This window comes from Streptomyces longispororuber, assembly GCF_024448165.1.
Taxonomy (GTDB): domain Bacteria; phylum Actinomycetota; class Actinomycetes; order Streptomycetales; family Streptomycetaceae; genus Streptomyces; species Streptomyces longispororuber_A.
This window is the reverse complement of the sequence record NZ_JAMOLN010000060.1, coordinates 1-25,615: the sequence shown is the minus strand read 5'-3', so window position 1 is coordinate 25,615 and position 25,615 is coordinate 1. Positions and strand designations below refer to the sequence as shown.

Sequence of the window (25,615 nt, the reverse complement as noted above, 5' to 3'; positions counted from 1 at the left end):
CGCCCGCCGAACCACCCATTTCATCACCGGGGGAGTTGGAAGCACCTGTGACCACCTGGACCGACCGCACCGCTGACCTGGCCGGAGGCCGACCGCTCTCGCTGTCCGCGCCGAGCGGTATCGACCGTGCCGCGCACCACCGCATCGACGAGCCGTGGCTCGCCGCGGCGTGGAGCCACCCCACCACCCGGGTGTTCGTGGTCTCCGGCGGTCAGGTGCTCATCGACGAGACGCCGGACGGCACGACGGAACTGGTCATGACGCCGTCCTTCGAGGCCCCTCTCACCGAGGCCCACCGCTACTTCCTGGGCACGGACGAGGACGGCGTGAGCTACTTCGCGCTGCAGAAGGACACGCTTCCGGGGCGCATGGACCAGTCCGCGCGCCCGGCCGGACTGCGCGAGGCCGGGCTGCTGCTCTCGCCGCGCGACGCCGGCCTCATGGTGCACGCCGTCGCCCTGGAGAACTGGCAGCGACTGCACCGCTTCTGCTCCCGCTGCGGCGAGCGCACCGTCATCGCCGCCGCGGGCCACATCCGCCGCTGCCAGGCCTGCGGGGCCGAGCACTACCCGCGCACCGACCCGGCCGTGATCATGGCCGTCACGGACGATCAGGACCGCATCCTGCTCGGCCGCCAGGTGCACTGGCCCGAGGGCCGCTTCTCGACGCTCGCCGGATTCGTGGAGCCCGGCGAGTCCATCGAGCAGTCGGTGCGCCGCGAGGTCTTCGAGGAAGCGGGCGTCCTCGTCGGGGACGTCGAGTACGTCGCCAGCCAGCCCTGGCCGTTCCCCTCCAGCCTGATGCTCGGCTTCATGGCGCACGCCACGTCCTTCGAGATCAACGTGGACGGTGACGAGATCCACGAGGCCCGCTGGTTCTCCCGCGAAGACCTGCGGGCCGCCTTCGAGACCGGGGAGGTCATGCCTCCCTACGGGATCTCGATTGCGGCCCGCCTGATCGAGCTCTGGTACGGCAAGCCCCTGCCGAAGCCCAGCGACGCGCTGTGAGCGAACCGCTCACGCGCGCCCGGCGCGTCAGGCGCCGATCTTCTGCTTGACCTGCGCCAGCGAGGGGTTCGTGAGCGTCGAGCCGTCGTCGAAGAGGACGGTGGGGACCGTCTGGTTCCCGCCGTTCGCCTTCTCCACGAACGCCGCCGATTCCGGGTCGTGCTCGATGTTGATCTCGGAGTACGCGATGCCCTCGCGGTCCATCTGCTTCTTCAACCGCTGGCAGTAGCCGCACCAGGTGGTGCTGTACATCGTCACAGTGCCCGGCATGTCCTCGCGCTCCTTCGTGGCTGGGGTGCGTGTTCGCAATACGTCGAACGTACGCGACGCGACGACCATTCCCGCACGTCGGTCGCGTTAGTACGACAATCACCGGCCGCCTGTGGACAGCGCGACGCACCCGCCCCCGCAGACCTGGCAGCATGGCGGGGTGACAGCAGCAACGCACTCCACCCTGTTCCCGCAGGTCCCGGAATCGGCCGACGCGGTGCTCGACGGGCTCGACCCCGAGCAGCGCGCCGTGGCGACGGCCCTGCACGGTCCGGTGTGTGTGCTCGCGGGCGCGGGGACGGGCAAGACGCGCGCGATCACGCACCGCATCGCGTACGGCGTCCGCGCCGGGATCCTCCAGCCGAACACCGTGCTCGCCGTCACCTTCACCAACCGCGCCGCGGGGGAGATGCGCGGCCGGCTGCGGCAGCTCGGCGCCGGGGGAGTGCAGGCCCGCACGTTCCACTCGGCGGCGCTGCGCCAGCTCCAGTTCTTCTGGCCCAAGGCCGTCGGCGGGGAGCTGCCCCGGATCGTCGACCGCAAGCTCCAGATCGTCGCCGACGCCGCTGCCGCCTGCCGCGTCCGCCTCGACCGCGGCGAGCTGCGTGACGTGACAGCCGAGATCGAGTGGTGCAAGGTCACCCAGACCGTCCCCACGGACTACGCCGCGGCGGCGCACAAGGCGGGCCGTGAGTCCCCCCGCAACCCCGCCGAGATCGCCCAGATCTACGCGAACTACGAGACGCTGAAGCGGGACCGCTCGGTCATCGACTTCGAGGACGTCCTGCTGCTCACCGTCGGCATCCTCCAGGACCGGCAGGACATCGCCGAGCAGGTCCGCGCCCAGTACCAGCACTTCGTCGTCGACGAGTACCAGGACGTCAGCCCGCTCCAGCAGCGCCTGCTCGACCTGTGGCTCGGCGAGCGCGACAGCCTCTGCGTCGTCGGCGACGCCAGCCAGACGATCTACTCCTTCACCGGCGCCACCCCCGACCACCTGCTCAACTTCCGCACCCGCCACCCGAGCGCGACCGTCGTCAAACTGGTCCGCGACTACCGCTCCTCCCCCCAGGTCGTGCACCTCGCAAACGGAATCCTGTCGCGGGCCACCGGCCGGGCCGCCGAGCACCGTCTGGAGCTGATCTCCCAGCGCGAGGCGGGACCCGAGCCGGTCTATGTGGAATACGCGGACGAGCCCGCGGAGGCGGAGGGCGCGGCCCGCCGCATCCGGGAGCTCATCGCCGCCGGCGTCTCCGCGGGCGAGATCGCGATCCTGTTCCGGACGAACGGGCAGTCGGAGATCTACGAGCAGGCGCTCGCCGACGCCGGAGTGCCCTACCAGCTGCGCGGCGCGGAGCGCTTTTTCGAGCGGGCCGAGGTCCGCAAGGCCGGCCACGCGCTGCGCGCGGCAGCCCGCTTCGGGGGCAACGACGCGGGGCTCGACGAGGCCGTCGACCTGCCGTCCCAGGTCCGTGCGGTCCTCTCCGGCGAGGGCTGGACGAGCGAACCGCCCGCGGGCTCCGGCGCCGTCCGCGACCGATGGGAGTCCCTCGCCGCCCTGGTCCGCCTCGCGGAGGACTTCGCGCAGGCCCGCCCGGAAGTGACCCTGGCCGACTTCGTGGCGGAGCTCGACGAGCGGGCCAATGCCCAGCACGCGCCGACCGTCGAAGGCGTCACCCTGGCCTCGCTGCACGCGGCGAAGGGCCTGGAGTGGGACGCCGTGTTCCTGGTCGGCGTCGCCGAGGGCATGATGCCGATCACGTACGCCAAGACCGACGAGCAGATCGAGGAGGAGCGGCGCCTCCTGTACGTCGGGGTCACCCGGGCCCGGCGCCACCTCGGTGTCTCCTGGGCGCTGTCCCGCTCGCCGGGCGGTCGGCCCGGCCGCCGGGCGAGCCGCTTCCTGGACGGACTGCGGCCGGGCTCCACCGGCTCCGTGGGCCGGGGTGCGGGCGTCGGCCGGGGCGGGGTCGAGCTGGGGACGCGACCGGACGCCAAGGGGCCGCTCGCCGGGGCCCGGCGCAGGGCCAACAGGAAGGTGGCGCGCTGCAGGGTCTGCGGCCGCACGCTCACCGAAGCCGGTGAGATGAAGCTGATGCGCTGCGAGGACTGTCCCTCGGACATGGACGAAGGGGTCTACGAGCGGCTCGTCGAGTGGCGGGCCCGCACCGCGGCCGGCCTCGGCCAGCCCGCGTTCTGTGTCTTCACCGACAAGACCTTGATCGCCATCGCCGAGGCGGCGCCGGACGACGAGGCCGAGCTGTCCCGCATCCCGGGCGTCGGCATGCGGAAGTTTCGGACGTACGGATCCGATGTGCTCGCCATTTGTGCAGGTCAGACCGTGAGCGATGAGTCTGAAGGTGCCGACGGGGGCGACTGATTCAAACTCGTCGAAAAAATAGTTTGCGCATGCCCCAGCAATCCCCATAGGTTCTAAAGCACGAAAGCAGCGGCCTTCTCGAAGGCCCTGGTTCCGTGATGTACTTGAAAGCCGTCGGACCGGTTCGCGCCGGTCCCCTAGACGCCGAGAGGAGGCGAATCCAGTGATCAGCATCAAGGCCAGCTCCATCAGCACCGTCAAAATGACCGATCGCTCGGTCGTCGCTTCCTGCCTGCTCGGCTTCTCGAACCTGGGCACCGGTCTGTCTGGCCTCAGCGCCATGCGTCCGGAGTCCGGCCTGTCTCTCGCGGGTCTTCCCATTCGCGAGGGCAATGAGCGACCGACCAAGGCACCGGAAGCAGTAGCGACGGCACAGGCTCAGGCCTATGCCTTTGCCGCGGCCGGTGCCGGATTCCGGAAGCAGACGACGCAGCACCACACGATGTGGGCCTTCCGTGGGCCTGAACCCTGGAGTGATCCAGCCTGATCGACGATCAGGCCGGCGCCTTCAGGGCCGCGGAACCCCACCCGGGATCCGCGGCCCTTCTGTTTTCCCGGAAGACCCAGCGATCTTCCGAGGAGCCAGAACGAAGGGGCCTCGGGACAAGAAAAGAACCCGGTACCACCGCCACCCGGCCCACCGGCCGGAATGACCAGACGAGGAAGAAGACACCGTGCAACTCGAAGCGCACGCCCCGTCCGTACCGCCTTCAGACCCTCTTTCCCCGCCCGTGTCCACGGAGGACTCCACCTTGAACCCGCTGACTGCGCTCACCGCGCTCGACGACGCCATCGAGAACCTCGGCGTGCCCGTCCCCTGCCGTGCCTACGACCCGGAGGTCTTCTTCGCGGAGTCGCCGGCGGACGTCGAGTACGCCAAGTCCCTCTGCCGTACCTGCCCGCTGGTCGAGGCCTGCCTCGCCGGTGCCAAGGAGCGGCGTGAGCCCTGGGGCGTCTGGGGTGGCGAGCTGTTCGTCCAGGGAGTTGTCGTGGCCCGCAAGCGGCCGCGTGGCCGCCCGCGCAAGAACCCGGTCGCGGCATGAACACCCGAGGAACGATCGACCGCCCCCTGACGCACGACCCGAAGAAGCAGGACCCGATGAAGCCGTCCACGAGCGAGCCCACAGGCTCCGCGATCCCAGACTTCACCACCTCCGGCGCGACCGACTCGCGTCAGAACAGGACCCGTCAGATGCAACTCATCCCAGAAGCCCTGGCTCGTGCGCATATGCACGAGCAACTGAGGGACGCGCACACGGAGCGCCAGGCCATGCGCCTGGTGGTCGCGCGCCGGATGCAGCGGCGCGCCGAGCGCGCGTCGCTGCGGGCCAGGCGCGCGCTCGCCATGGCCGTGATGCAGTAAGCGAAAGCGCGTCGCGCAAAAAACAGCAAGAGACAGCAAGAGACAGAACGAGCGGGGGCCGGTCCGGCAGGGACCGGCCCCGCGGTGCGTGGCACCCGGCGATCATCGGTCCATGGAGTTATCGTCACGGAGTGACGTCTCTTCCTGGCGGGGACTCCGCGCAGCAACCGGACCACCAGGCCCTCGTGTGCGCCCGGTGCGGCACCACCGCGCACGGGGCCCAGCCCACCTGGACGTATTCCGTGGAGGGCGGCGTTCGCCGCTACTTCTGTGACGCCTGTGCCCGGGAGAACATCAGAGCCATCGAAGGGCGGCTCGACTCCGACTGGTGGTGATCACGCCTCGACGGCCGGCTCGTGCGCCACGTCCTCGTCGGCCACGAACCCCGGCATCCACGCCTCCAGTTCGTCCCGCAGGCGTACCGTCGCGCCGAGCTGACACAGCACGCCGATCGTGCTGAGCGTCACCCGGTGGATCAACAGGTACGACGGCGGCAGGTTCAGCTGCTTGCCCAACTGGTGGGCGGGCGAGCGGATGTCGGCGATCCGGGCCGCCTGGGTGCGCATCCAGGATCGGGTGAACGTGAACGCCTCGACCTGGGCCGGTTCGATGATCGGCAGCAAGTAGTCGAGCACCGCGTCCGGTTCGAGCTCGATGGACTCCTTGACGAAGCCCTCCTCCCGCAGCAGCTCGTAGACCGCGGTCGCGTCGCCTTCGATCGTCAGCCGCAGCGACGTGCCGATGGGATCGGGCAGACCTCCGGGAAGACGGTCCACCGTGCCGAAGTCCAGGACGCCGAGGCGCCAGCCGTCCTTCCCGTCCGGCAGCAGCCGGAAGTTGCCCGGGTGCGGATCCGCGTGCAGCAGTCCCGTGCGCGCGGGACCCGAGAACAGGAAGCGGGCCAGCAACTGGCCCGCACGGTCGCGCTGTTCCTGGCTGCCGGAGCCGATGACCTCCGCCAGCGGCGTGCCGTCGATCCACTCCGTCACCAGCACCTGCTCGCTCTGGTGGACCACCTGGGGCACCACGACGTCGGGGTCGTCGGCGAACTCCTCCGCGTGGGCCTGCTGGGCCTGCGCCTCCAGGGCGTAGTCCAACTCCTCCGAGACCCGGTCGCGCAGCTCGGCGATCAGCGGCTTGATGTCTATCCCCGGGATGAGCGGACCCAACAGCCGTGCGAAACGCCCCAGTTGGTTGAGGTCCGACAGCAACGCCTCGCCCGCACCCGGGTACTGGACCTTCACGGCCACCTGGCGCCCGTCGTGCCAGACGGCCCGATGCACCTGCCCGATCGACGCGGCGGCCGACGGCTTGTCGTCGAACTCCCGGAACAGCTCGCGCCATTGCCCGCCGAGCCGCTCCTCCAGGACCGTGTGCACCGTGCGGGTCGGCATCGGCGGCGCGGCTTCCTGGAGCTTGGTCAGCGCGGCCCGGTACGGACCGGCGACCTCCTCCGGGAGCGCGGACTCGAAGACGGACAGCGCCTGCCCGAACTTCATGGCTCCGCCCTTGAGTTCGCCGAGCACCTTGAACAGCTGATCCGCCGTGCGCTGCTGCAGCTCCCGTCCCACGATCTCGGCGGACTTGCCGCCGATCCGCTTGCCGATGCCCCAGGTGGCACGGCCGGCGAAGCCGATTGGCAGCGCGGCCAGCTTGGCGGTACGGGTAACCGCCTTGCGGGGAAGATCAGACATACACCCCTCCAAGTACCGGACAGCAGTGCCGCGCATGCCCAGGCGTCATGACGCCGTCAGCCGATTGCCTACCCCGCCATTGTGTCGTGCGGCCCTTCCTCCACGGAGGTCTCCTGCCCGTTACCTCTCTCACCCGCACCGCACGCGCACTCCCGATGCGGCCGCACCGGCCTCGCGTGCCAGTCGAGTCCCGGTGCGGACGCCTCCCAGCGCGCCCCGGTGCTCGACGGCAGCTCCCCGTCCAGGAACGCCAGCGCATGAGCGGCCGCCAGGCCCGCGACGGCGGTGGCCAGACCCAGGTCGCAGGCCTGGACCTGACGCGCGGCCCGGCCCGACCGCCACTGGGCGAGCAGCCGCGGCCAGGTCGGATCGCGGTCCGTGCGGGCGAGCAGCAGACAGTGCGCACAGCCCGTCCCGCCGGGCAGCACCAGAGGTCCGACGACTCCGGTGGCCTCGGCCACGCCCGCGTACAGATGGGGAATGCCCGCCGCCATCAGGTCCTCGACGTGGACCGGATCGGGGGAGTGGACCGCGAGTCCGTCCCGTGGGGCGACGACCACCAGGGACAGCGGCGGCTCGCCGCCCTCCGGCCACGCGGGGTGCGGCTCCGCCCTGCGCCGGTCGGGACGGGGCGGCCGCGCCGGGGCCACCGCCCGCACCACGCGCCGCGCCGACGCGTCCCGGCGCTCGCCGACCGCCTCCACCGGCTGCCCGCCCGGCGCCACGTCCCACGGCTCGACGCAGCCGCCGTCCCGCACGTCGACGTGTCCGACGCCCGCCGCGCCGAGCACCGATGCCACGACCGCGCCCACCCGGCCGGCCCCGCGCACCTGCACGCGCATGCTGTGCCGGGCCGCCAACTTCCTCACCGCCTCGGCCGGTTCGGACGTGGCCACCGACAGTGCGGCGTGGTCGGGGCGGAGCCGGTCCATCACCTGCGACCGCCGGCGCAGCGCCTCGGCGGGCGGGCCGCCACCCGTCGCGTCGTCCAGCAGACCCGCGTGGGTCAGCCGGTCCAGGAGCGCGTCCACGTGTCCGTCGGGCAGGCCCATGCGGCGGGCCTCGTCGCGCAGGAGCGGTACTCCGCGCGTCCCGTCGAGCAGGGTCATGAAGGTGCCGGTGGCCGTGTCGACCGGGTTGAGCACCACCGCGTGGGCGGGCGTCATCCCGAACTGCACCGTGTTCAGGTCGTGCCAGCCGCGCCGCAGCGCCGGCTTCAGGATCGGATGCATGGCTGTTCCCCCGTGCTCTGCCGTGACGTCGATCGACAGCCAGCATGACGGTGTCGGCGCGAGCGTGCGGAAAGTTGTCCACAGGCTGGGGGCGATAGTCGTACGAATCAAACGGGGGCGGCGCGGGAGCGCACCGAAGAGTTCCGGAGGCGGGACTTCCGCCCTGCCCAACGGGTAACGTCGGGGCGTGCCCGCCGACCCACTGCACCGTGCCACGAACACGCAGCGCAGCACGACCAAACCGCCGCCAGGCGGCCCCGGGGCGAGCGCGGTCGAGGTCCGCAGAAGCGCCCGGCGTCGTAGAACGGTCTCCGCGTACCGCGAGGGCGATCGCACGGTGGTCCTCATCCCGGCCCGCATGTCGGAGGCCGAGGAGCAGCGCTGGGTCACCGTCATGCTCGACAAGCTCGCGGCACAGGAGAGCAAGCGGGTCCTGGGCGACGCCGAACTTGCCGAGCGCGCGCAGCGGCTCTCCGAGCAGTACCTCGACGGGAAGGCCCGCCCCGCGTCCGTTCGCTGGGTCACGAACCAGAACACCCGGTGGGGCTCCTGCACCCCCGCCGAGGGAAGCATCCGCCTCTCGCACCGACTGCAGGGCATGCCCGAGTACGTCGTCGACTATGTGCTCGTCCATGAACTCGCCCATCTGCTGGTCCCCGGCCACGGTCCGCGTTTCTGGCGCCTTCTGGAGGCGTATCCGCGAACCGAGCGGGCGCGCGGCTACCTCGAAGGGGTGGTCGCGGCCGACCGCCTGCCGCACCTGCCGACCGCACGCGGCGAGTGATCGTCCCCCCGGGGCCTCCGGGACGGTTGTGTACCAGGGCTGTACCGACTTCCTCCGCTGTCGGTGTTTGCAGTTAGCCTGGCGCGACGCAATCACCATCGGGATGGGGGACGGTCGTTACGCATGGCCAGGGAATTCCAACGCGGCCACAAGGCCAAGATCAGTGACCTCACCGCGGGCACCGATCTGTACGTCGGCGTACAGATCACCGGCCCCGGGCTGACCTTCGACATCAGCTGTTTCGGCCTCGACGCCGATGAGCGGCTGTCCGACGACCGGTACTTCGTCTTCTTCAACCAGCCGAAGACACCCGAGGAATCCGTCCAGCTGCTCGGTGCGCAGGCCGGTGACAGCGAGTCGTTCCGCGTCACGCTCGACAAGATCCCCGCGCACATCCACAAGCTGTCGTTCACCGCGACCCTCGACGGCGCCGGCCAGATGTCGCAGGTGGCGCCCGGGTACATCCGGATCGTCGCCGGCGGCGAGGAGGTCGCCCGGTACTCCTTCAGCGGTGCCGAGTTCTCGACCGAGCGTGCGGTGATGCTGGGCGACTTCTACCTGAAGGACGTCTGGCGGTTCGCCGCCGTGGGCCAGGGCTTCGACGGCGGCCTGGACGCGCTCCTGAAGAACTTCGGCGGTGAGGTCGCCGAGGAGGAGCCCGCCGCCGCGCAGCCGCAGGCCGCCCCCGGGTTCGCGCCGCCCGCGCAGGCCTCCGCGCCGCCCGCCTTCGGTGCCCCGGCAGCCCCGGCTCCGGCCCCCGCACCCGCCCCGCAGGGCTTCGCGCCGCCGCAGAGCCCGACGCCTCCGCCGGCGCCCACCCCGGCCGCACCTCCGGTCCACGCGGCACCCACCATCGCCGCGCCCCTGGCCACGCCGCCCGGCACCGTGCCGCCGCCCGCGCCCAGCCCGTTCGGACAGCAGCCGCCCCAGCAGCCGCAGTTCGGACAGGTCCCCGGCCAGGGCGGCGCCTCCCTGCCGCCCGGTTACGGCCAGCAGCACCAGACGCCGGCCGCCCCTCCCGGTTACGGCCAGCAGCACCAGACGCCGGCCGCCCCTCCCGGCTACGGCCAGCAGCCCGCGGCACCCTCCCCGTACGGCGCCCCGCAGGGTGTTCCGCAGCAAGCCCCCGCGCCCGGCGTGGCCGCGGCCCTGCAGAAGTACCGCGAGGCGCCCACCGGGCAGCGCTGGACGCCGCAGAACAAGAAGCTGATCCGGGTCGACCTCGGCGCGGGCGGCGAGCAGGCCGTGCTCGCCCGTCAGGGCAGCATGGTGCTCTACCAGGGCAAGGTCGAGTTCAGCTACAAGGGAGCCGGGTTCGCCGGCCGCATCGTGGGCAACGCCACCGGCCAGGAGATGCAGCTGATGCGCTGCACCGGCCGCGGCCAGGTCTTCCTCGCCGAGGAAGCCACCTACCTGCACCCGATCGAGCTGCAGGGCGACGCGATCTGCGTCTCCGCGGAGAACGTCCTGGCGTTCGACGAGTCCCTCCAGCACGAGGTCCGCAGGATCGAAGGACACGGCATCCCCGGAGGTGCCCTGTTCGTCATGCAGTTCCAGGGCACCGGCACCGTCGTCGTGAAGACGCACGGCACACCCGTCGTGCTGCCGGTGACGCCGACGACGTTCGCCGACTCCAATGCCGTCGTGGCCTGGTCCGCGGCCGCGCAGGCGATCGTCTCCAGCCAGGTCCGGATGCGGCGCAACGCGTACCCCGGCCACAGCGGCGAGGGCGTGAACCTGCAGTTCCGGGGCGCACCCGGCAACTTCATCGTCGTCCAGCCGTACGAGGTCTGAGGGAGTCCGTCATGAACCAGCCACTCGCGGGCTTCGCCCCGACACCCGTAGCCGCCCGCATGGAGAACCACGGCAGCAACATGCTGAAGGTCGCCATGCAGACCGGGAACGACCTCTTCGCGCGCGTGGGCTCGATGGCCGCCTACGAAGGCTTCGTCCAGTACGAGCCCAACCCGCCCGCCGTCCGCCAGGTCGCCCGTGACTGGATCACGGGTGAGGGCGCGCCGCTGATGAAGTGCTCCGGCGACGGTCTGCTCTACCTCGCCGACTACGGCGCGGACGTCGTCGTGATCAACCTCGGCGGCGACTCCATCTCCGTCAACGGCACGAACCTGCTCGCCTTCGACGCGCACCTCCAGTGGGGCGTCGAGCGCGTGAAGGGCCTCGCCAAGTTCGCGGGGCAGGGCCTGTGGAACATCACGATCAGCGGCCAGGGGTTCGTCGCCCTGACCTCGCGCGGCACCCCCATCGTGGTCGACTGCGGCCGCGGCGAGGACGAGACGTACGTCGACCCGGACGCGCTCATCGCCTGGTCGCCCAAGCTGAAGGTGAAGGGCAAGCGCAGCTTCCGCGCCGGCTCGCTCATCGGGCGCGGCAGCGGCGAGGCCTACCAGATGGGCTTCTCCGGCGAAGGCATCGTCGTCGTACAGCCCAGTGAGGACAGCACCGACCGCCTCCGAGTCCGGGGCTGAGGGGGAGCGAACAACCATGCAGAGCCCGCTTTTCGCATACGCCGAGCAGCAGTCCCAGGAGCGCTACACGGTGCAGAACCCGCAGATGCTGCGGGTGGTCCTGGAGGGCCACGACGACCTCGTCGCCCGTAAGGGATCGATGGTCGCCTACCAGGGGCTCGTCGAGTTCGACGCCGAGTACCAGACGTCCGGGCAGCGGCGCGCCCGCGCCACCACGGGCGAGGGACTCAGCCTGATGCGCTGCCACGGGCAGGGCGTCGTGTATCTCGCGAACCTCGCCCAGTACATCCACGTCGTGGACGTGGAGCAGGACGGTCTGACCGTCGACAGCAGCTACGTGCTCGCGATGGACTCGTCGCTGCACCACGAAGTCATCGCCGTGGACAGCCAGTTCGGCATCTCGGGGTCCGGCAAGTACCAGCTCAACATCACCGGGCGCGGCAAGGTCGCCCTGATGACGTCGGGCCAGCCGCTGATGCTCCAGGTCACGCCCGACAAGTACGTCAACGCCGACGCGGACGCCATCGTCGCCTGGTCGACCGGGCTCCGGGTGCAGATGCAGGCGCAGACGCACTCCTCGGGCGTCTGGCGGCGCCGCGGCAACACCGGCGAGGGCTGGGAGCTCAGCTTCATGGGCAGCGGTTACGCGCTCGTCCAGCCCAGCGAGCTGCTGCCGCCGCAGAACGCGCAGATCGGCGGCGGCGTCGCCGCGCAGTTCGGGATGGGCCAGCAGGGCGCCCGGGGGCAGAACCAGGGCAACGTCTGGAGCTGACGCCGTACGCAGCGATGTGGGTAAGGGGCGGGCGCCATGGCGCCCGCCCCTTACCCGTACTCGTGCACAGCCCTGAAACAGCCCTGAAAAGGCCCTAAAGGCGAGCCCGCGTGGCCTCGACCAGGCGCACGACCGACGCGTCCGCCACCGCCGGGACCTCGTCGTACGGGAACCAGCGCAGGTCCAGCGACTCGTCGCTGATCGCCTCCGTGGCACCGGCCGGCGCGAGCGCCGCGTACTGCGTGTCCAGGTGCTGCGAGCACGGGCCGGGAATCGGGTGCCGGTCCAGCCGGACCGGGCCGCCGGGCAGCAGCGTCAGACCAGGGATGCCGGACTCCTCCGTCGCCTCGCGCAGGGCCGCGGCCGCCAGCGTCGCGTCGCCGGGCTCGCAGTGACCGCCCATCTGGAGCCACATCTGCAGCTTCTTGTGGAGGGTCAGGAGCACCCGGCCGCGCTCGGGGTCGATGACCAGGGCGCTCGCGGTGAGATGCCCCGCCGTGCAGGGCTTCCACATCGCGGCCTCACCGTGGGCGGCGAGGTGGTCCAGGTAGGCCTGGCGCAGCTCCGGCTGGTCCTCGTAGCTCTTGAGCACGAGGACCGCGTCGTCGTACAGGCTCACTTGTCGCTGTCGTCCTCACCCTGGTCGGAACCCCGGTCGGAGCCGTGGTCGGAACCCTCGTCCTTGGACAGGTTCGGCTTCTCGCCCGTGGCGCCGCCCGCGGCCTCGCCGAGCATCTTGTCGAGCTCCGAGAAGTCGAGCTGCTCGCGGTGCACGAAGCCGTCCGGGTCGTCCAGGTCGGACGCCGTCGGCAGCATGTCCGGGTGCGCCCACAGGCCGTCCCGGCCGTCGACACCGCGCGCGTCCGTGAGCGACGCCCACAGGCGCGAGGCGTCACGGAGACGGCGCGGACGCAGCTCCAGGCCGATCAGCGTCGCGAACGTCTGCTCCGCGGGACCGCCGGTCGCACGGCGGCGGCGCAGCGTCTCGCGCAGCGCGTCCGCGGACGACAGGCGCGGCTTCGCGGCCGCGTGGACCACCGCGTCGACCCAGCCCTCCACGAGCGCGAGGGCCGTCTCCAGGCGGGCCAGAGCGGCCTTCTGCTCCGGAGTGTCCTCCGGCTGGAACATGCCCTGCTGGAGAGCTTCCTGGATCTGCTCCGGGTTCTGCGGGTCGAACTGACCGACCACGTCCTCCAGCTTCGTGGTGTCGACCTTGATCCCGCGCGCGTACCCGTCGACCGCGCCGAACAGGTGCGAGCGCAGCCACGGCACGTGCGAGAACAGCCGCTGGTGGGCGGCCTCGCGCAGCGCCAGGTAGAGGCGGACCTCCTCCTTCGGGATGCCGAGGTCCTTGCCGAACGCCTCGATGTTCAGCGGGAGCAGCGCCGCCTTGCCGGCCGGGGCCAGCGGCAGGCCGATGTCGGTGGAGCCGACGACCTCGCCCGCGAGCACCCCGATGGCCTGGCCGATCTGCTGGCCGAACATGGCGCCGCCCATGGAGCGCATCATGCCGATCAGCGGCCCTGCCATGGCCTGCATCTCCTCGGGCAGCACGTCGCCCATGGCCATGCCGACGCGCTCGGCGACCGGGTCGACGAGCTCCTTCCACACCGGGAGCGTCGCCTCGACCCACTCGGCGCGGCTCCACGCCACGGCCGAGCCGGCGCCCGAGGGCAGCGACGTCGCGTCGTCCAGCCACAGGTCGGCCAGGCGCACGGCCTCCTCGACCGCGGTCCGGTCGGCGGGGCCGATGCTCGCGTCCTTCACGCCGTCCTGCGTGCCCTGGGACACGGTCTGGCGGGCGATGTCCTTGGCCATGTCCCAGTTCACCGGGCCGCCCTCGTAGGAGAGCATCTGGCCGAGCTGCTGGAAGGCCGCCCCCAGATCGTTCGGATTCATCGAGCCGAACATCGCCGCGAACGGGTTGTCCCCGCCCTCGCCGCCCGGACCGCCCGCGCCGGGCAGGCCCGGGAACCCGAATCCGAAGGGGTTGGCCGGTCCCTGACCGCCACCGCCCTGCTGGTCCTTCTTCTTGCCCTCGTCGCCGTCGTCCGGCTCCTCCGGCGGAAGGCCGAAACCGAATGGGGTGTCACTCACGGGATTCCTCGGCTGGTAAGGCCACCGGTTCTGCCCCGGTGGCGACTGCCCGACTACACACCCAGCGTAGACACCATGGCGGGATTGGGCCTCGGTGCTTCGCCGACTCATGGCCTGCGGCAGGATGGATGCCTCCTGGTACGTACGCGTCATACAGGTACGTACTGAAGACAACCGCTGGAGACGCCCGGTGAGTTCCCCAGATCCGCAGGTTCGCGCAGCGCGAAACCCCTCAACCAGTCCCGCCGTGCGCGGACCCGTCGTCGCGGTCACCGGTGCCGCCTCCGGCGTCGGGGCCCTGCTCACGGAGCGGCTCGCGGCCTCGGACGCGATCAAGCAGGTCCTCGCCATCGACGAGCGGCGCGGCGAGTGCACGTCCGCGACCTGGCACATCCTGGACGTACGGGATCCGGCCATCGCCGAGAAGCTGCGCGGCGCGGACGTCGTCGTGCACCTGGCGCTCGACCTCGATCTGGAGTCCGACGCCGCCGCCCGCACCGCGTACAACGTGCGCGGCACCCAGACGGTGCTGACGGCCGCGGCCGCCGCCGGCGTGCACCGCGTCGTCCTGTGCACCTCGACGATGGTCTACGGGGCGCTCGCCGACAACGAACTTCCCCTCTCCGAGGACGCTGAACTGCGCGCCACGGCGGAGGCGACCGGCGTGGGCGACCTCCTGGAGGTCGAGCGGCTGGCCCGCCGCGCCCCGCGCGCCCATCCCGGCCTGAACGTCACCGTGGTGCGTCCCGCGGTGCTCGTCGGCGGCACGGACACGGCCCTGACCAGGTACTTCGAGTCTCCGCGGCTCCTCGTGGTGGCCGGTTCGCGGCCCGCCTGGCAGTTCTGCCACGTCGAGGACCTGTGCAGCGCTCTGGAGTACGCCGTTCTGGAGAAGGTCGACGGGGAGCTCGCGGTCGGCTGCGACGGCTGGCTGGAGCAGGAGGAGGTCGAGGAGCTCAGCGGGATCCGCCGCATGGAGCTGCCGTCCGCCGTCGCGCTGGGCGCCGCGGCCCGCCTCCACCGCATCGGGCTCACCCCGTCGCCCGCGGGCGACCTGGCCTACACGATGTATCCGTGGGTCGTCAGCGGCAGCCGGCTGCACGACGCGGGCTGGCGCCCCCAGTGGACGAACGAGGAGGTCCTCGCCGAGCTCCTGGAGGAGGTCGCGGGCCGCCGCACGGTGGCGGGCCGACGGCTGGGCCGCAAGGACGCGACGGCGGCGGGCGCCGCGGGCGCGACGGTGGCTCTCCTCGGCACGGCTGCCGTCGTGCGCCGGGTCCGCAAGGCGAGGCGCCGCATCTGAAGGTGGCTGGGGTGGCTGAAGGCGGCACGGCGCATACGGACGACGCATTTGGACGAGCCTCCAATCCGGTACGCGCGCGTGCCGGTCGAAAACGCTATTCACGGTTGTCTGCGGCGTGCGGCACGATGTGGGCATGGCACCCACCCAGCACGACCATCCCGGTGAGCAGGCGGCGCAGGACCCGATCAAGCTGCTCGCCATCCGTGAGACCCCGCTCTCCCTCGACGAGGTTTTCCGGGCCGCAGGTGACGACGCGGCGGGCGGCACCGCGCTCTTCGTGGGGACGGTGCGCAATCACGACGGCGGGGCCGACGTCGACAGGCTCGGCTACTCCTGCCACCCGACAGCCGAGGCGGAGATGCGGCGCATCGCGGAGAAGGTCGTCGCCGAGTACCCCGTGCGCGCCCTCGCGGCCGTCCACCGGATCGGTGATCTGGCGGTGGGTGACCTCGCGGTCGTCGTCGCCGTCTCGTGCCCGCACCGCGGCGAGGCCTTCGAGGCGTGCCGCAGACTCATCGACGACCTCAAGCACGAAGTGCCCATCTGGAAGCACCAGACGTTCTCCGACGGCACGGAGGAGTGGGTGGGTGCCTGCTGAGGTTCCGGTTGCGTAACCGCACCCCTGCGGCGAGCGTTGACACTGCGGATGGTTAATCTGCTGATCAGTCAGTTGTGGTTGCTCATGGGGTCGGGAGGTCGGCATGACAGCTCTCATGTGGCTGCTCATTCCGGTTGTCGCTGCGGTCGGCGCCGGACTGTGGGGCACGTGGGCCGGTCGCCATCGCCACAAGACGGGCGACGTGACCGAACTCAGCGGCTACGCGCGCTTCCGCGAGGCCATGGAGAAGTCGCACTCGGGCACCTGACCTCGTACGGCCCGGCCCCACAGGTGCACTGACAGGCCCGTCCCGTACTGTCGTTCCATGCCACGCCGCACCGCGACGATGCTCGCCTCGACCCTGATCCTGATCGCGCTGCTCTGCGCCGGGGTGCTCATCAAGGTGCCCTACGCGGAGATGTCCCCGGGACCGACGGTGAACACCCTCGCGGACCACGACGGCGAACCCGTGATCCAGATCTCCGGCCACAAGACGTACGAGACGTCGGGCCACCTGAACATGACGACGGTCCGCGTCACCAGCGCCGACTTCAACATGAACCTGGTGTCGGCCGTCTACGGATGGCTCGCCCACGACAGCATCGTGGTGCCGCACGACACGCTCTACCCGGACGGCCAGACCGAGGAGCAGTCCTCGCAGGAGAACGCCGAGGAGTTCAGCCAGTCCCAGGAGAGCGCCAAGGTCGCCGCCCTGAACGAGCTGGACATCCCCGTGAAGTCCTGGGTGATCGTCTCCACCGTCGTCAAGGACAGCCCCGCCGAGGGCGCGCTGCACGCCGGTGACGTCATCAAGGCCGTCGACGGCACGAAGATCACCAAGCCCGCCGACGTCGCGAAGCTCGTCACCAAGCACGAGCCCGGCGAGAACGTCGTCTTCACCGTCGTCCCCGTCAAGGAGGCGGCCGCCGCCGAGAAGGAGGGCAAGGAGGCGACCCGCACGGAGAACGTGACGATCAAGACGGACAAGGCGGAGGACGGCCGGGCGATCGTCGGCATCCAGGCCGGGACCGACCACACCTTCCCGTTCCAGATCGACATCAAGCTCGCCGACGTGGGCGGCCCCAGCGCCGGCCTGATGTTCTCCCTCGGCATCGTCGACAAGCTCACGCCCACCGACCTGACCGGCGGCAAGTTCGTGGCCGGCACCGGCACCATCGACGACGACGGCAAGGTCGGCCCGATCGGCGGCATCCAGATGAAGACGGTCGGCGCGCGCGACAAGGGAGCCGAGTACTTCCTGACGCCCAAGGACAACTGCGCCACCGCGGCCGCGGACACCCCGGCCGGGCTCACGCTCGTCAAGGTGGACACCATCGACGACGCGATGGACGCGCTGGCGGACATCCGCAAGGGCGACACCGCGGACCTGCCCACGTGCACCACCAAGGGCTGAGACACGGCACTACGTAGAGGGGCGCCGCCGGAACATCCGGCGGCGCCCCTCTACGTAGGTGAGGAAGAACTCAGGAACCCGCGGGAACTCAGTCGGCGAACGTCGCCGCCAGTGCCTCGGCGAGACCGGGGACGAGCTCCGCCCCGGTGAGGACCTCGGTGGGCGAGTCCTTCTCGCGCAGCCGCAGCGCCGAGTCACGGGTGCCGTCGCGCAGCACCGCGACCGTCATCCGGACCTCCTGGCGGTCCGGGTGCTCGGCCACCCACTTGGCGAGCTTCTTGTCGCTGAGGCCCTCGGGGACGGACGCTTCCGCGGACGGCGGCAGCATGAGGCGCTCCACCGTCAGGGCGCAGCCCGCGACGGCGTCGGGCCACGCGATGGTGCCGAGGAACTCGTCCAGCGGCTTGTCGGCGGGAACCTCGTCCTGCTCGATCGGGGTGAGGCCGGGGGCCTCCTGCTCGCCCTCCAGGCCGAGCTGGGCGGCGAGAGCGGGTTCCTGAGCGCGCAGCGCGGCGGTGTCGACGAGGGCGAAGAGGCGCGCGGGCTGGTCCCAGCCGAGGCCGGAGGCGTACTCGTCGATCTCGAGGACGGCCCGGGTGAGGGGGCTCGCTGCCATAGGAGTGTTGGACATGGTCACAATCCTGCCTCGTTCCTCCCCCGAACCGGGAACTGAGTAAAGCGTGAGTAAGTTGCATAGGTGATGGGTCCGCGATCTCGGGGGCCTGACCGATCGATTACTGAACTTTCGAGGTGCGCACCTTGGCTTTCCAGATGCCGGACCGCGGCGGGGGCCCGACGGGGCCGCGGATCAGAGTGGGCCGACCGTCCCGACGTGCCCGGACGCTGCTGTTGACGCTTGGCGTCCTGGCCGTGCTGGGCATGGCGTTCGTGATGTTCGCCGGGTTCTGGACGGACTGGCTCTGGTACCGGTCGGTCAAGTTCTCGTCCGTCTTCACGACGATGCTGTGGACGAAGATCGGGCTGTTCTTCATCTTCGGTCTGCTCATGGCGCTCGCCGTCGGGGTGAACGTCTGGCTGGCGCACCGCCTGCGCCCGCCGCTGAGCGCCATGTCGATGGAGCAGCAGAGCCTCGACCGCTACCGGATGGGCATCGCGCCCTTCAAGAAGTGGCTGCTGCTCGGGATCACCGCCCTGGTGGGCCTGATCGCGGGCGCGTCCGCGGCGAGCCAGTGGCGCACGTGGCTGATGTTCGTGAACGGGGTGCCCTTCAACCAGAAGGACCCGCAGTTCCACATGGACGTGTCCTTCTACGCGTTCGACCTGCCCTGGTACCGCTTCCTGCTGGGCTTCGGCTTCGCGGCCGCCGTCATCGGCCTGGTCGCCGCCGCGCTCACGCACTACCTGTACGGCGGGCTGCGCATCACCAGCCCGGGCGCGCGTGCCACGGCGGCCGCGACGGGGCACCTGTCCGTCCTGCTGGGCGTGTTCGTGGCCCTGAAGGCGGTCGCGTACTGGCTTGACCGGTACGGGCTCGCGGTGAAGTCGAGCGACTTCAAGGCGACGGACAACTGGACGGGCCTGCGCTACGTCGACGCGAACGCGTACCTGCCGGCGAAGACGATCCTGTTCTGCATCGCCGTCATCTGCGCGATCCTCTTCTTCGCCACCCTGTGGCGGCGCACCTGGCAGCTGCCGGTCATCGGCTTCGGCCTGATGGTGCTCTCGGCGATCCTGATCGGCGGCCTGTACCCGGCCATCGTCCAGAAGTTTCAGGTCCAGCCGAACGAGCAGTCCAAGGAAGCCCCGTACATCGAGAAGAACATCGAGGCGACCCGCAAGGCGTACGGCATCGACAAGGCCACGCCCGTCGACTACAGCGGCAAGAGCGGCGACGACACCAAGGCGCAGCGCACGGACGCCGATTCGGCGGCCAGCTACCGGCTGAACGACCCGAACGTCGTGTCGCCCACCTTCCAGCAGCTGGAGCAGCAGCGGAAGTACTACCAGTTCCCGACGACCCTGGACGTGGACCGCTACAACGGCCAGGACACCGTGGTCGGCCTGCGCGAGCTGAACCTGAGCAAGCTCGACAAGCGCAACTGGATCAACGACCACTTCGTCTACACGCACGGCTACGGAGCCGTGACGGCGAAGGGCACGTCCACCTCGCAGGGCGCCCCGCAGTTCACCGAGTCGGGTCTGCCGACCACCGGTGACCTCGGCGACTACAACCAGCGCATCTACTACGGCGAGAAGACGACGCAGTACTCGATCGTCGGCGGGCCGCAGAAGGAGCTGGACTACGAGCAGGACGACGGCACGCAGAAGACCACCAGCTACACGGGCAACAGCGGCATCAACCTCTCCAACCCGATCAACCGCGCCGCGTACGCGGTCTCCTTCAGCGAGCCGCAGATCCTCTACTCCGGAGCCATCGGCGACGGGTCGCGGATCCTGTACAACCGCACGCCGAAGGAGCGCGTCGAGGCGGTCGCCCCGTGGCTGACCATCGACGGCGACGCCTATCCGACGGTCGTCGGCGGCAAGATCAAGTGGGTTGTCGACGCCTACACGACGTCGAACGGGTACCCGTACGCGTCCCGCACGACGCTCGGTGACACCACGGCCGACTCCCTCAACGAGGGCGACAACCAGCGCGCGGTGGTGGCCCAGCAGAACCAGGTCAACTACATCCGCAACTCGGTGAAGGCGACCGTCGACGCGTACACGGGCGAGGTCAAGCTCTACGCCTGGGACGAGGCCGACCCGGTCCTGAAGACGTGGCAGAAGGCGTTCCCCGACACGGTCGAGCCCAAGAGCGCCATCCCGGCCGACCTCAAGGAGCACCTGCGCTACCCGCAGGACATGTTCAAGGTCCAGCGCGAGCTGCTGACCCTGTACCACGTCACGGACTCCGACCAGTTCTACAACGCGTCCGACGCCTGGCAGGTCCCGAACGACCCGACCAAGAAGGACAACAGCGCGGTCCCGCCGTACTACCTGTCCATGAAGATGCCGGGCCAGACCAGCCAGCAGTTCTCGCTGACGACGACGTTCACGCCGAGCGGCAGGCCGAACCTACGGGCCTTCATGGCGGTGGACGCCGACGCGACCAGTAAGGACTACGGCGCCATAAGGCTGCTGAGAGTCACCGAGGACAAGGTCCAGGGACCTGAGCAGGTGCAGAACAAGCTCAACTCCTGGGATCCGGTGGCGAACTGGGTGCGCGACATGAAGGGCGCCGACTCGACGGTCCTGTACGGCAATCTGCTGACGGTGCCGCTCGACAAGGGCTTCCTCTACGTGGAGCCGATCTACGCACAGGGCCGCAACTCCGAGTACCCGCTGATGCGCAAGGTCGCGGTCTCGTACGGCGACAGGAACGGCTTCGCCAATTCGCTCTCGGAGGCGCTCAACCAGGCCTTCGAAGTGGACGGGGCCACCCCGGCCGAGCCGGAGAAGCCGGGCGGGAGCACGACGCCGCCGGCGAACTCCACCGTCAAGGAGGCGCTCGCGGACGCGGAGAAGGCGTTCGAGGACGGCCAGAAGGCCATGAAGGACGGCGACTGGTCCGCCTACGGGGACGCGCAGGACAAGCTGCAGGACGCCTTGGAGCGCGCCGAGAAGGCTCAGACGCAGGCCGACAAGGAGGCGAAGCAGAACGCCGACAAGAACGCCGACAAGAACGCGGACAACAGCGCGGACAAGAAGGCGGACGGCGGCAGCGCCAAGAACGGTGACGACAAGGAGGCTGCAGGCGGCTGAGTCAGCCGCCCCCTCGCGCCGTGGTACGGTTTGAACACAACGGCGCGGGGTGGAGCAGCTCGGTAGCTCGCTGGGCTCATAACCCAGAGGTCGCAGGTTCAAATCCTGTCCCCGCTACTGATGATCGAAGGCTCGGAAGCATCAGCTTCCGAGCCTTCGGTGCGTCAAGGGCCCGGGTGTCACGAGCCACTGGCATGTGCGAACTGTGTACCAAGTACGTGCGAACGCTGCTCCGCCCGGGGGTAGTTGGGAAAATTGTGTTTCACTTATCTCTCTGTGGGCATGTCGACAAAACGCTGAAGTGACCTCACGGGCTGCGGTATACCAGGTGTAACCGGGTTGCAGGTGGTGCGACGATGGACGTTATGGGGGACAAGGCAACTCTGTTGGAGACAGGGCGGTTTGTGCAGCCTTCCGGCCGGGACGAACCCGGCGAGGCGGCAGAAGAAGCACGCCAGCGGCTGGCCGCGGAGGCCGGCGACGTCGAGGCGATGAGTGTCCTCGGCGCCATGCTGCTGCGCCGCGGTGATCTCGACGGAGCCGAGCCCCTGCTGCGCGCCGCCACGGGCGAGGGCGACCGGGCCGCGGCCAACAATCTGGGTGTCCTGCTCCACCAGCGCGGCTACGCGGACGAGGCCGCGGGATGGTGGCGGGTCGCCGCCGTCGCCGGTTCGGCCGCCGCCGCGCACGCCCTCGGCCGGTACCACCGCGAGCGGGGTGACGAGCCCGCCGCCGAGTACTGGCTGCGCCAGTCCGCCGAGCAGGGCCACACGCTGGGCGCGTACGCCCTCGCCGACCTCCTGGAGCACCGCACCGACGTCGGCGCCGAGCGCTGGATGCGGGTCGCCGCCGAGCGCGGGCACCGCGAGGCCGCCTACCGCCTCGCCCGCGCGCTCGACCGCAAGGGCGGCGCCGACGTGCTCGTCGCCGGTGACGACAAGAATCCGGCGGAAGAGGCCGAGCAGTGGTACCGGCAGGCCGCCGCGCGCGGACACCGCAGGGCCGCGCTGCACCTCGGCGCGATCCTGGAGAAGCGCGGCGACCTCAAGGAGGCCGGGCGCTGGTACCTGACGTCCGCCAAGGACGGCGAGCCGCGCGCCGCGTGCGCCCTCGCCTTCCTGCTGCGGGACGCGGGTGACGAGGAGAGCGCCGCCGTGTGGTGGCTGCGCGCCGCCCAGGACGGCGACGGGAACGCGGCGAACGCGCTGGGCGCGCTGCACGCGCAGCGCGGCGAGACCCAGACCGCCGAGCGCTGGTACCGCGCGGCGATGGACGCGGGCGACAACAACGGCGCGTACAACCTGGGCCTGCTCTGCGCCGAGCAGAAGCGCACGGCGCAGGCCGAGGGCTGGTACCGGCGTGCCGCCTACGCGGGTCACCGCGAGGCGGCGAACGCGCTCGCCGTGCTGCTCCTGCAGAACGGGGACGCGGTCGGCGCCGAGCCCTGGTTCTCCAAGGCGGCCGAGGCGGGCAGCGTCGACGCGGCCTTCAACCTCGGCATCCTGTACGCGGGCCGCGAGGACGAGGCGGCCGCCCAGCAGGCGGTCCAGTGGTACGAGCGGGCCGCTGCCGGAGGACACACGGATGCCGCGCTCCAGGTCGGCATCGCGCGGCTGCGCGAGGGCGACGAGCAGAGCGCCGAGCGGCACCTGCGGTGCGCCGCGGGTGGCGGCAGCCCGGAGGCGGCGTACCGGCTGGCCTCCCTGCTCGACGTGCGCCGGCCGCCCGAGGTGCGGCACGAGCTGGGCGAGCCCGTCACCGTGAAGAGCGAGTGCGAGGAGTGGTACGAGCGGGCTGCCGAGCACGGGCACCGGCGGGCCCAGGTGCGGGTCGGGATGCTCGCGGCGGCGCGCGGCGACGTCGTCGAGGCGGCGCGCTGGTACCGCGAGGCGGCCGAGGCCGGGTCGCGCAACGGTGCGTTCAACCTGGGGCTGCTGCTGGCGCGGGAGGGCAGCGAGCCGGAGGCGGCGCTGTGGTGGACGCGGGCGGCCGACTCCGGGCACGGCCGGGCGGCGCTCAGGCTCGCTCTGCTGCGGGCGCGGCGCGGTGATCTGGTCGAGGGGCAGAAGTGGGCGTCCCGGGCCGTCGAGCTCGGGCCCGCGGAGGTCGCGGAGCGCGCCGGGCGGTTGCGGGACGCGCTGCGCGAGGAGCTGTCGGCGTAGGGCGCGGTCGGTGCAGGGCGCGGGGAAATGGATTTGCGCTGGTCGGGGGCGTGACATAGAGTTGGGTTCACCGACGCGGGGTGGAGCAGCTCGGTAGCTCGCTGGGCTCATAACCCAGAGGTCGCAGGTTCAAATCCTGTCCCCGCTACTGAAAGTCCGAGGCCCGGAGCCGTAAAGCTCCGGGCCTCGGCGCATGTCCGGGCCCGTGTCAGGACGTATGGCCCACGGCCTCCTCGTACAGCTTCCTGTCGACCGTCCTCGACTCCGGCAGCGGATCGCCCTTCGAGACGCCCGCCGCCTCGTACGCCTGCTGGAGCCGGTCCGTCGTGCCGGAGCGGATCTCCCAGTCCATGCGCAGGGACGGCGTCGACTCCAGGACCGCCTTGTCCGTCTTCAGCAGGGCGGCCAGCTCGGCGACGAAGGCGGGGTCCTTCTTGTAGTCGCCCGCGAAGTACGTGTTCACCGTGCGGATGTAGGCGCGCAGGAAGGCGACGCCGGCGTCCGGGTCCTCCTTGAGGAGCTTCGGGCCGAACAGCAGGCCGCCGAGCGGCTCGCCCTGGGGCTGGCCGCCGAGGAACGCGAAGCGCTTGTCGCCGTCGACCTTGCGCCAGACCGGGTCGAGCAGCCAGGCCGAGTCGACGCCGCCGTTCTGCAGCGCGGTGAGGACGTCGGCGGAGCCGAGCTGCTGGAACTGGATCTTGTCGAGGCCGCCGCCGTGCTTCTTGAGCGCCGTGTCCATGGGGTACGAGATGACCGACCCCTTGCCGATCATCGTGCCCATCCTCCGTCCCGCCATGGCGACGTGGGACGCGCTCTGGCCGTCCTTGAGGCGCACCCACAGGCCGCTCTTGGAGCCGGGACCCGGGGAGAAGTTGGCGGCGACCCACTTGATGTCGAAGCCGCCGAGGATGCCGTTCATGACGGCCGCCTCGGGCGCCGCCCACTGGGCGTCGATGTCGCCCTTGGCGAGGAGGGGGAGCGCGTCGGGCGTGGGCAGGACCTTCAGCGTGACGTCCAGGCCCTCCTTCTCGAACTCGCCCTTCTTGACGGCCATTTCGAGCGGGGCCACGTACTCGGCGGCCAGGGTGCCGGTGGCGATCGTCAGCTTGCGGGTCTTGGCGAGCTTGACCGGGGCGGGGGCGCCGGAGGTGCAGCGGGCCGGTTTCCGGTCGGGCGCGAGGTCGGACGGGTCGGTCCAGCTCCCCTTGCCGCAGCCCGCGACCGCCTTGATCGTACGGGGCTTCGCGGCGGTGCCGGACGGGGTGTCGTTCTTGGCGCAGCCGGTCGCGGCGGCGATGAGCGCGCCGGTCAGGAGCAGGGTCGTACCCATGTTTCTCGTGCGCATGGAGCCTCCGTACGGGACGTCGCGTGGAACGGGGGGAGAGGAGAGGGGGTGAGGGAGGGGATCAGGACTGGCCGCGGCCGCGGTCGCGCGGCGCCCAGGGGGTGAGCAGCCGGCCCGCGAGGCGCACCAGTTCGGAGAAGACGACGCCGAGGACGGCGACGCAGACGATGCCGACGAACATCACGTCGTTCTGGAAGAGCGCGCGGGCGTCGAAGATGAGGTGGCCGAGGCCGTTCGCCGCGGCGATCTGCTCCGAGGCGACGATGACGAGGACGGCGACGCCCGCCGCGATGCGCGCGCCGACCAGGACGGCCGGCAGGGAGGCGGGCAGCAGGACGTGGCGGAACATCTGCCAGGGCGAGGCGCCGAAGACCTGGCCGGCGTCGCGGTGGCCGGCCGGGACCGAGAGCACCGCGGCCATGGTGGAGATCCACACGAAGAAGAAGACGGTCGCCGCGACCAGGGCGATCTGGGGGCCTTCGCCGAGGCCGAACATGTTCAGGAAGACCGGGAGCAGGGCGAGCTTCGGGACGACGTAGAGGGCGTCGAGGAGGGGTTCGAGCGCGGCGCGGATCAGGGGGACCGAGCCCATGAGGAGGCCCAGGAGGTAGCCGGTGACGGTGCCGATCGCGTAGCCCGCGAGGACGCGCTTGAGGGTGGCCCACACGTCGGGCCACAGGTCGCCGTCGGCCGCCCGGTCCCAGCCGTCGGCGAGGATCGTGGACGGTGCCGGGTAGACGCGGTCGTCGATCCAGGACTCGGCGGCCGCGAGCTGCCACAGCAGGACCAGGACCAGGGGGACCGCCACCGCGAGGGAGAGTTCGAGGGTGCGGTGCCTGCGGCGGGTGCGGGTGGGGTGGAGTTCCTGGGGGCCGGGGGCGCGGACCAGTACGGCGTCGGTCCGCTCGGCGGGCGTCGTGGTCGTCATGCCGGGACCGCCTCCTGGTGCACCTCGCCGCGCAGCAGGTCCCACAGCTCGCCC

The 25,615-nt window shown here is 70.8% G+C and carries 24 protein-coding genes and 2 tRNA genes; 18 read left to right on the top strand and 8 right to left on the bottom strand.

Annotated features, from left to right (window positions below):
- The first annotated feature begins 47 nt into the window (after window positions 1-47).
- Window positions 48-1,007: an NAD(+) diphosphatase gene (gene nudC / locus M4J07_RS18600; RefSeq protein WP_255973299.1), complete on the top strand. Its 960-nt coding sequence runs from the start codon at window positions 48-50 to the stop codon at window positions 1,005-1,007.
- Between the two features lie 27 nt (window positions 1,008-1,034).
- Here nudC and M4J07_RS18595 read toward each other — a convergent pair whose 3' ends face one another.
- Window positions 1,035-1,277, bottom strand: coding sequence for a mycoredoxin (locus tag M4J07_RS18595; RefSeq protein WP_255973298.1), 243 nt, complete (start codon window positions 1,275-1,277; stop codon window positions 1,035-1,037).
- A 160-nt stretch (window positions 1,278-1,437) separates the two neighbouring features.
- Between M4J07_RS18595 and M4J07_RS18590 the strand changes: the two genes are divergently transcribed.
- The 5 genes from M4J07_RS18590 (at window position 1,438) to M4J07_RS18570 (ending at window position 5,355) form a co-directional block, all read left to right on the top strand.
- Window positions 1,438-3,657: an ATP-dependent DNA helicase UvrD2 gene (locus M4J07_RS18590; RefSeq protein WP_255973296.1), complete on the top strand. Its 2,220-nt coding sequence runs from the start codon at window positions 1,438-1,440 to the stop codon at window positions 3,655-3,657.
- Window positions 3,658-3,820: 163 nt separating this feature from the next.
- Window positions 3,821-4,144, top strand: coding sequence for a hypothetical protein (locus tag M4J07_RS18585; protein WP_255973294.1), 324 nt, complete (start codon window positions 3,821-3,823; stop codon window positions 4,142-4,144).
- 187 nt (window positions 4,145-4,331) lie between these two features.
- Complete coding sequence (locus M4J07_RS18580) at window positions 4,332-4,700, top strand: WhiB family transcriptional regulator (protein WP_255973292.1); 369 nt, start codon at window positions 4,332-4,334, stop codon at window positions 4,698-4,700.
- Window positions 4,697-5,020 (top strand): hypothetical protein, encoded by a 324-nt coding sequence (locus tag M4J07_RS18575; protein ID WP_255973290.1) that lies wholly within the window; start codon window positions 4,697-4,699, stop codon window positions 5,018-5,020. The genes M4J07_RS18580 and M4J07_RS18575 overlap by 4 nt, the downstream gene beginning before the upstream one ends.
- A 131-nt stretch (window positions 5,021-5,151) precedes the next feature.
- Window positions 5,152-5,355, top strand: a complete 204-nt coding sequence (locus M4J07_RS18570; protein WP_255973288.1) for a hypothetical protein — start codon at window positions 5,152-5,154, stop codon at window positions 5,353-5,355.
- Here M4J07_RS18570 and M4J07_RS18565 read toward each other — a convergent pair whose 3' ends face one another.
- A complete protein-coding gene (locus M4J07_RS18565; RefSeq protein ID WP_255973286.1) occupies window positions 5,356-6,714 on the bottom strand; it encodes an ABC1 kinase family protein in 1,359 nt (452 codons plus the stop codon). It abuts the gene before it with no gap.
- Between the two features lie 68 nt (window positions 6,715-6,782).
- Window positions 6,783-7,946: a ThiF family adenylyltransferase gene (locus tag M4J07_RS18560; protein WP_255973284.1), complete on the bottom strand. Its 1,164-nt coding sequence runs from the start codon at window positions 7,944-7,946 to the stop codon at window positions 6,783-6,785.
- Window positions 7,947-8,133: 187 nt separating this feature from the next.
- On the opposite strand from M4J07_RS18560, the gene M4J07_RS18555 reads away from it, so the two are divergent.
- The 4 genes from M4J07_RS18555 (at window position 8,134) to M4J07_RS18540 (ending at window position 11,988) form a co-directional block, all read left to right on the top strand.
- Window positions 8,134-8,730, top strand: coding sequence for a M48 metallopeptidase family protein (locus M4J07_RS18555; RefSeq protein WP_255973282.1), 597 nt, complete (start codon window positions 8,134-8,136; stop codon window positions 8,728-8,730).
- A gap of 123 nt (window positions 8,731-8,853) precedes the next feature.
- Window positions 8,854-10,524, top strand: coding sequence for a TerD family protein (locus M4J07_RS18550; RefSeq protein WP_255973280.1), 1,671 nt, complete (start codon window positions 8,854-8,856; stop codon window positions 10,522-10,524).
- A gap of 11 nt (window positions 10,525-10,535) precedes the next feature.
- Window positions 10,536-11,216 carry an AIM24 family protein gene (locus tag M4J07_RS18545; protein ID WP_255973278.1) on the top strand — a complete coding sequence of 227 codons (681 nt, stop codon included), beginning with the start codon at window positions 10,536-10,538 and terminating at the stop codon, window positions 11,214-11,216.
- 16 nt (window positions 11,217-11,232) lie between these two features.
- A complete protein-coding gene (locus M4J07_RS18540) occupies window positions 11,233-11,988 on the top strand; it encodes an AIM24 family protein (RefSeq protein ID WP_255973277.1) in 756 nt (251 codons plus the stop codon).
- 94 nt (window positions 11,989-12,082) lie between these two features.
- Here M4J07_RS18540 and M4J07_RS18535 read toward each other — a convergent pair whose 3' ends face one another.
- Window positions 12,083-12,607: an NUDIX hydrolase gene (locus M4J07_RS18535; protein WP_255973275.1), complete on the bottom strand. Its 525-nt coding sequence runs from the start codon at window positions 12,605-12,607 to the stop codon at window positions 12,083-12,085.
- Window positions 12,604-14,085: a zinc-dependent metalloprotease gene (locus tag M4J07_RS18530; protein WP_255973273.1), complete on the bottom strand. Its 1,482-nt coding sequence runs from the start codon at window positions 14,083-14,085 to the stop codon at window positions 12,604-12,606. The genes M4J07_RS18535 and M4J07_RS18530 overlap by 4 nt, the downstream gene beginning before the upstream one ends.
- Window positions 14,086-14,275: 190 nt before the next feature.
- On the opposite strand from M4J07_RS18530, the gene M4J07_RS18525 reads away from it, so the two are divergent.
- From M4J07_RS18525 to M4J07_RS18510, 4 genes are all read left to right on the top strand, one after another.
- A complete protein-coding gene (locus M4J07_RS18525) occupies window positions 14,276-15,388 on the top strand; it encodes an SDR family oxidoreductase (RefSeq protein ID WP_255973272.1) in 1,113 nt (370 codons plus the stop codon).
- Between the two features lie 133 nt (window positions 15,389-15,521).
- Window positions 15,522-15,986 (top strand): molybdenum cofactor biosynthesis protein MoaE, encoded by a 465-nt coding sequence (locus tag M4J07_RS18520; RefSeq protein ID WP_255973270.1) that lies wholly within the window; start codon window positions 15,522-15,524, stop codon window positions 15,984-15,986.
- A 103-nt stretch (window positions 15,987-16,089) separates the two neighbouring features.
- A complete protein-coding gene (locus M4J07_RS18515; protein ID WP_255973268.1) occupies window positions 16,090-16,254 on the top strand; it encodes a hypothetical protein in 165 nt (54 codons plus the stop codon).
- 57 nt (window positions 16,255-16,311) lie between these two features.
- Window positions 16,312-17,400 (top strand): YlbL family protein, encoded by a 1,089-nt coding sequence (locus M4J07_RS18510; protein ID WP_255973267.1) that lies wholly within the window; start codon window positions 16,312-16,314, stop codon window positions 17,398-17,400.
- Window positions 17,401-17,488: 88 nt separating this feature from the next.
- Here the strand turns inward: M4J07_RS18510 and M4J07_RS18505 are convergent, their stop codons facing one another.
- Window positions 17,489-18,031, bottom strand: a complete 543-nt coding sequence (locus tag M4J07_RS18505; protein ID WP_255973265.1) for a PPA1309 family protein — start codon at window positions 18,029-18,031, stop codon at window positions 17,489-17,491.
- Window positions 18,032-18,171: 140 nt separating this feature from the next.
- Here M4J07_RS18505 and M4J07_RS18500 point away from each other — a divergent pair, with 140 nt between their 5' ends.
- The 4 genes from M4J07_RS18500 to M4J07_RS18485 all read left to right on the top strand — a co-directional run bounded on the left by M4J07_RS18500 (window position 18,172) and on the right by M4J07_RS18485 (window position 23,436).
- Window positions 18,172-21,126, top strand: coding sequence for a UPF0182 family membrane protein (locus M4J07_RS18500; protein WP_255973321.1), 2,955 nt, complete (start codon window positions 18,172-18,174; stop codon window positions 21,124-21,126).
- A gap of 43 nt (window positions 21,127-21,169) precedes the next feature.
- A tRNA-Met gene (locus M4J07_RS18495) sits at window positions 21,170-21,243 on the top strand.
- Between the two features lie 239 nt (window positions 21,244-21,482).
- The gene (locus M4J07_RS18490; RefSeq protein WP_255973263.1) at window positions 21,483-23,288 is read left to right on the top strand and encodes a tetratricopeptide repeat protein; all 1,806 of its coding nucleotides are present in this window, start codon (window positions 21,483-21,485) and stop codon (window positions 23,286-23,288) included.
- A 74-nt stretch (window positions 23,289-23,362) separates the two neighbouring features.
- A tRNA-Met gene (locus M4J07_RS18485) sits at window positions 23,363-23,436 on the top strand.
- A gap of 60 nt (window positions 23,437-23,496) precedes the next feature.
- Here M4J07_RS18485 and M4J07_RS18480 read toward each other — a convergent pair.
- Complete coding sequence (locus tag M4J07_RS18480; RefSeq protein WP_255973261.1) at window positions 23,497-24,633, bottom strand: ABC transporter substrate-binding protein; 1,137 nt, start codon at window positions 24,631-24,633, stop codon at window positions 23,497-23,499.
- Window positions 24,634-24,694: 61 nt separating this feature from the next.
- Window positions 24,695-25,561, bottom strand: coding sequence for an ABC transporter permease (locus M4J07_RS18475; RefSeq protein WP_255973259.1), 867 nt, complete (start codon window positions 25,559-25,561; stop codon window positions 24,695-24,697).
- Window positions 25,562-25,615 lie beyond the last annotated feature (54 nt).

What these genes read in the sequence shown, in the direction of transcription:
- M4J07_RS18595 (WP_255973298.1), bottom strand. Translation starts at nt 1,277, where the DNA reads ATGCCGGGCACTGTGACGATGTACAGCACCACCTGGTGCGGCTACTGC.
- M4J07_RS18575 (WP_255973290.1), top strand. Translation starts at nt 4,697, where the DNA reads ATGAACACCCGAGGAACGATCGACCGCCCCCTGACGCACGACCCGAAG.
- M4J07_RS18565 (WP_255973286.1), bottom strand. Translation starts at nt 6,714, where the DNA reads ATGTCTGATCTTCCCCGCAAGGCGGTTACCCGTACCGCCAAGCTGGCC.
- M4J07_RS18560 (WP_255973284.1), bottom strand. Translation starts at nt 7,946, where the DNA reads ATGCATCCGATCCTGAAGCCGGCGCTGCGGCGCGGCTGGCACGACCTG.
- M4J07_RS18550 (WP_255973280.1), top strand. Translation starts at nt 8,854, where the DNA reads ATGGCCAGGGAATTCCAACGCGGCCACAAGGCCAAGATCAGTGACCTC.
- M4J07_RS18545 (WP_255973278.1), top strand. Translation starts at nt 10,536, where the DNA reads ATGAACCAGCCACTCGCGGGCTTCGCCCCGACACCCGTAGCCGCCCGC.
- M4J07_RS18540 (WP_255973277.1), top strand. Translation starts at nt 11,233, where the DNA reads ATGCAGAGCCCGCTTTTCGCATACGCCGAGCAGCAGTCCCAGGAGCGC.
- M4J07_RS18520 (WP_255973270.1), top strand. Translation starts at nt 15,522, where the DNA reads ATGGCACCCACCCAGCACGACCATCCCGGTGAGCAGGCGGCGCAGGAC.
- M4J07_RS18515 (WP_255973268.1), top strand. Translation starts at nt 16,090, where the DNA reads ATGACAGCTCTCATGTGGCTGCTCATTCCGGTTGTCGCTGCGGTCGGC.
- M4J07_RS18510 (WP_255973267.1), top strand. Translation starts at nt 16,312, where the DNA reads ATGCCACGCCGCACCGCGACGATGCTCGCCTCGACCCTGATCCTGATC.
- M4J07_RS18505 (WP_255973265.1), bottom strand. Translation starts at nt 18,031, where the DNA reads ATGTCCAACACTCCTATGGCAGCGAGCCCCCTCACCCGGGCCGTCCTC.
- M4J07_RS18500 (WP_255973321.1), top strand. Translation starts at nt 18,172, where the DNA reads ATGCCGGACCGCGGCGGGGGCCCGACGGGGCCGCGGATCAGAGTGGGC.
- M4J07_RS18490 (WP_255973263.1), top strand. Translation starts at nt 21,483, where the DNA reads ATGGACGTTATGGGGGACAAGGCAACTCTGTTGGAGACAGGGCGGTTT.
- M4J07_RS18480 (WP_255973261.1), bottom strand. Translation starts at nt 24,633, where the DNA reads ATGCGCACGAGAAACATGGGTACGACCCTGCTCCTGACCGGCGCGCTC.
- M4J07_RS18475 (WP_255973259.1), bottom strand. Translation starts at nt 25,561, where the DNA reads ATGACGACCACGACGCCCGCCGAGCGGACCGACGCCGTACTGGTCCGC.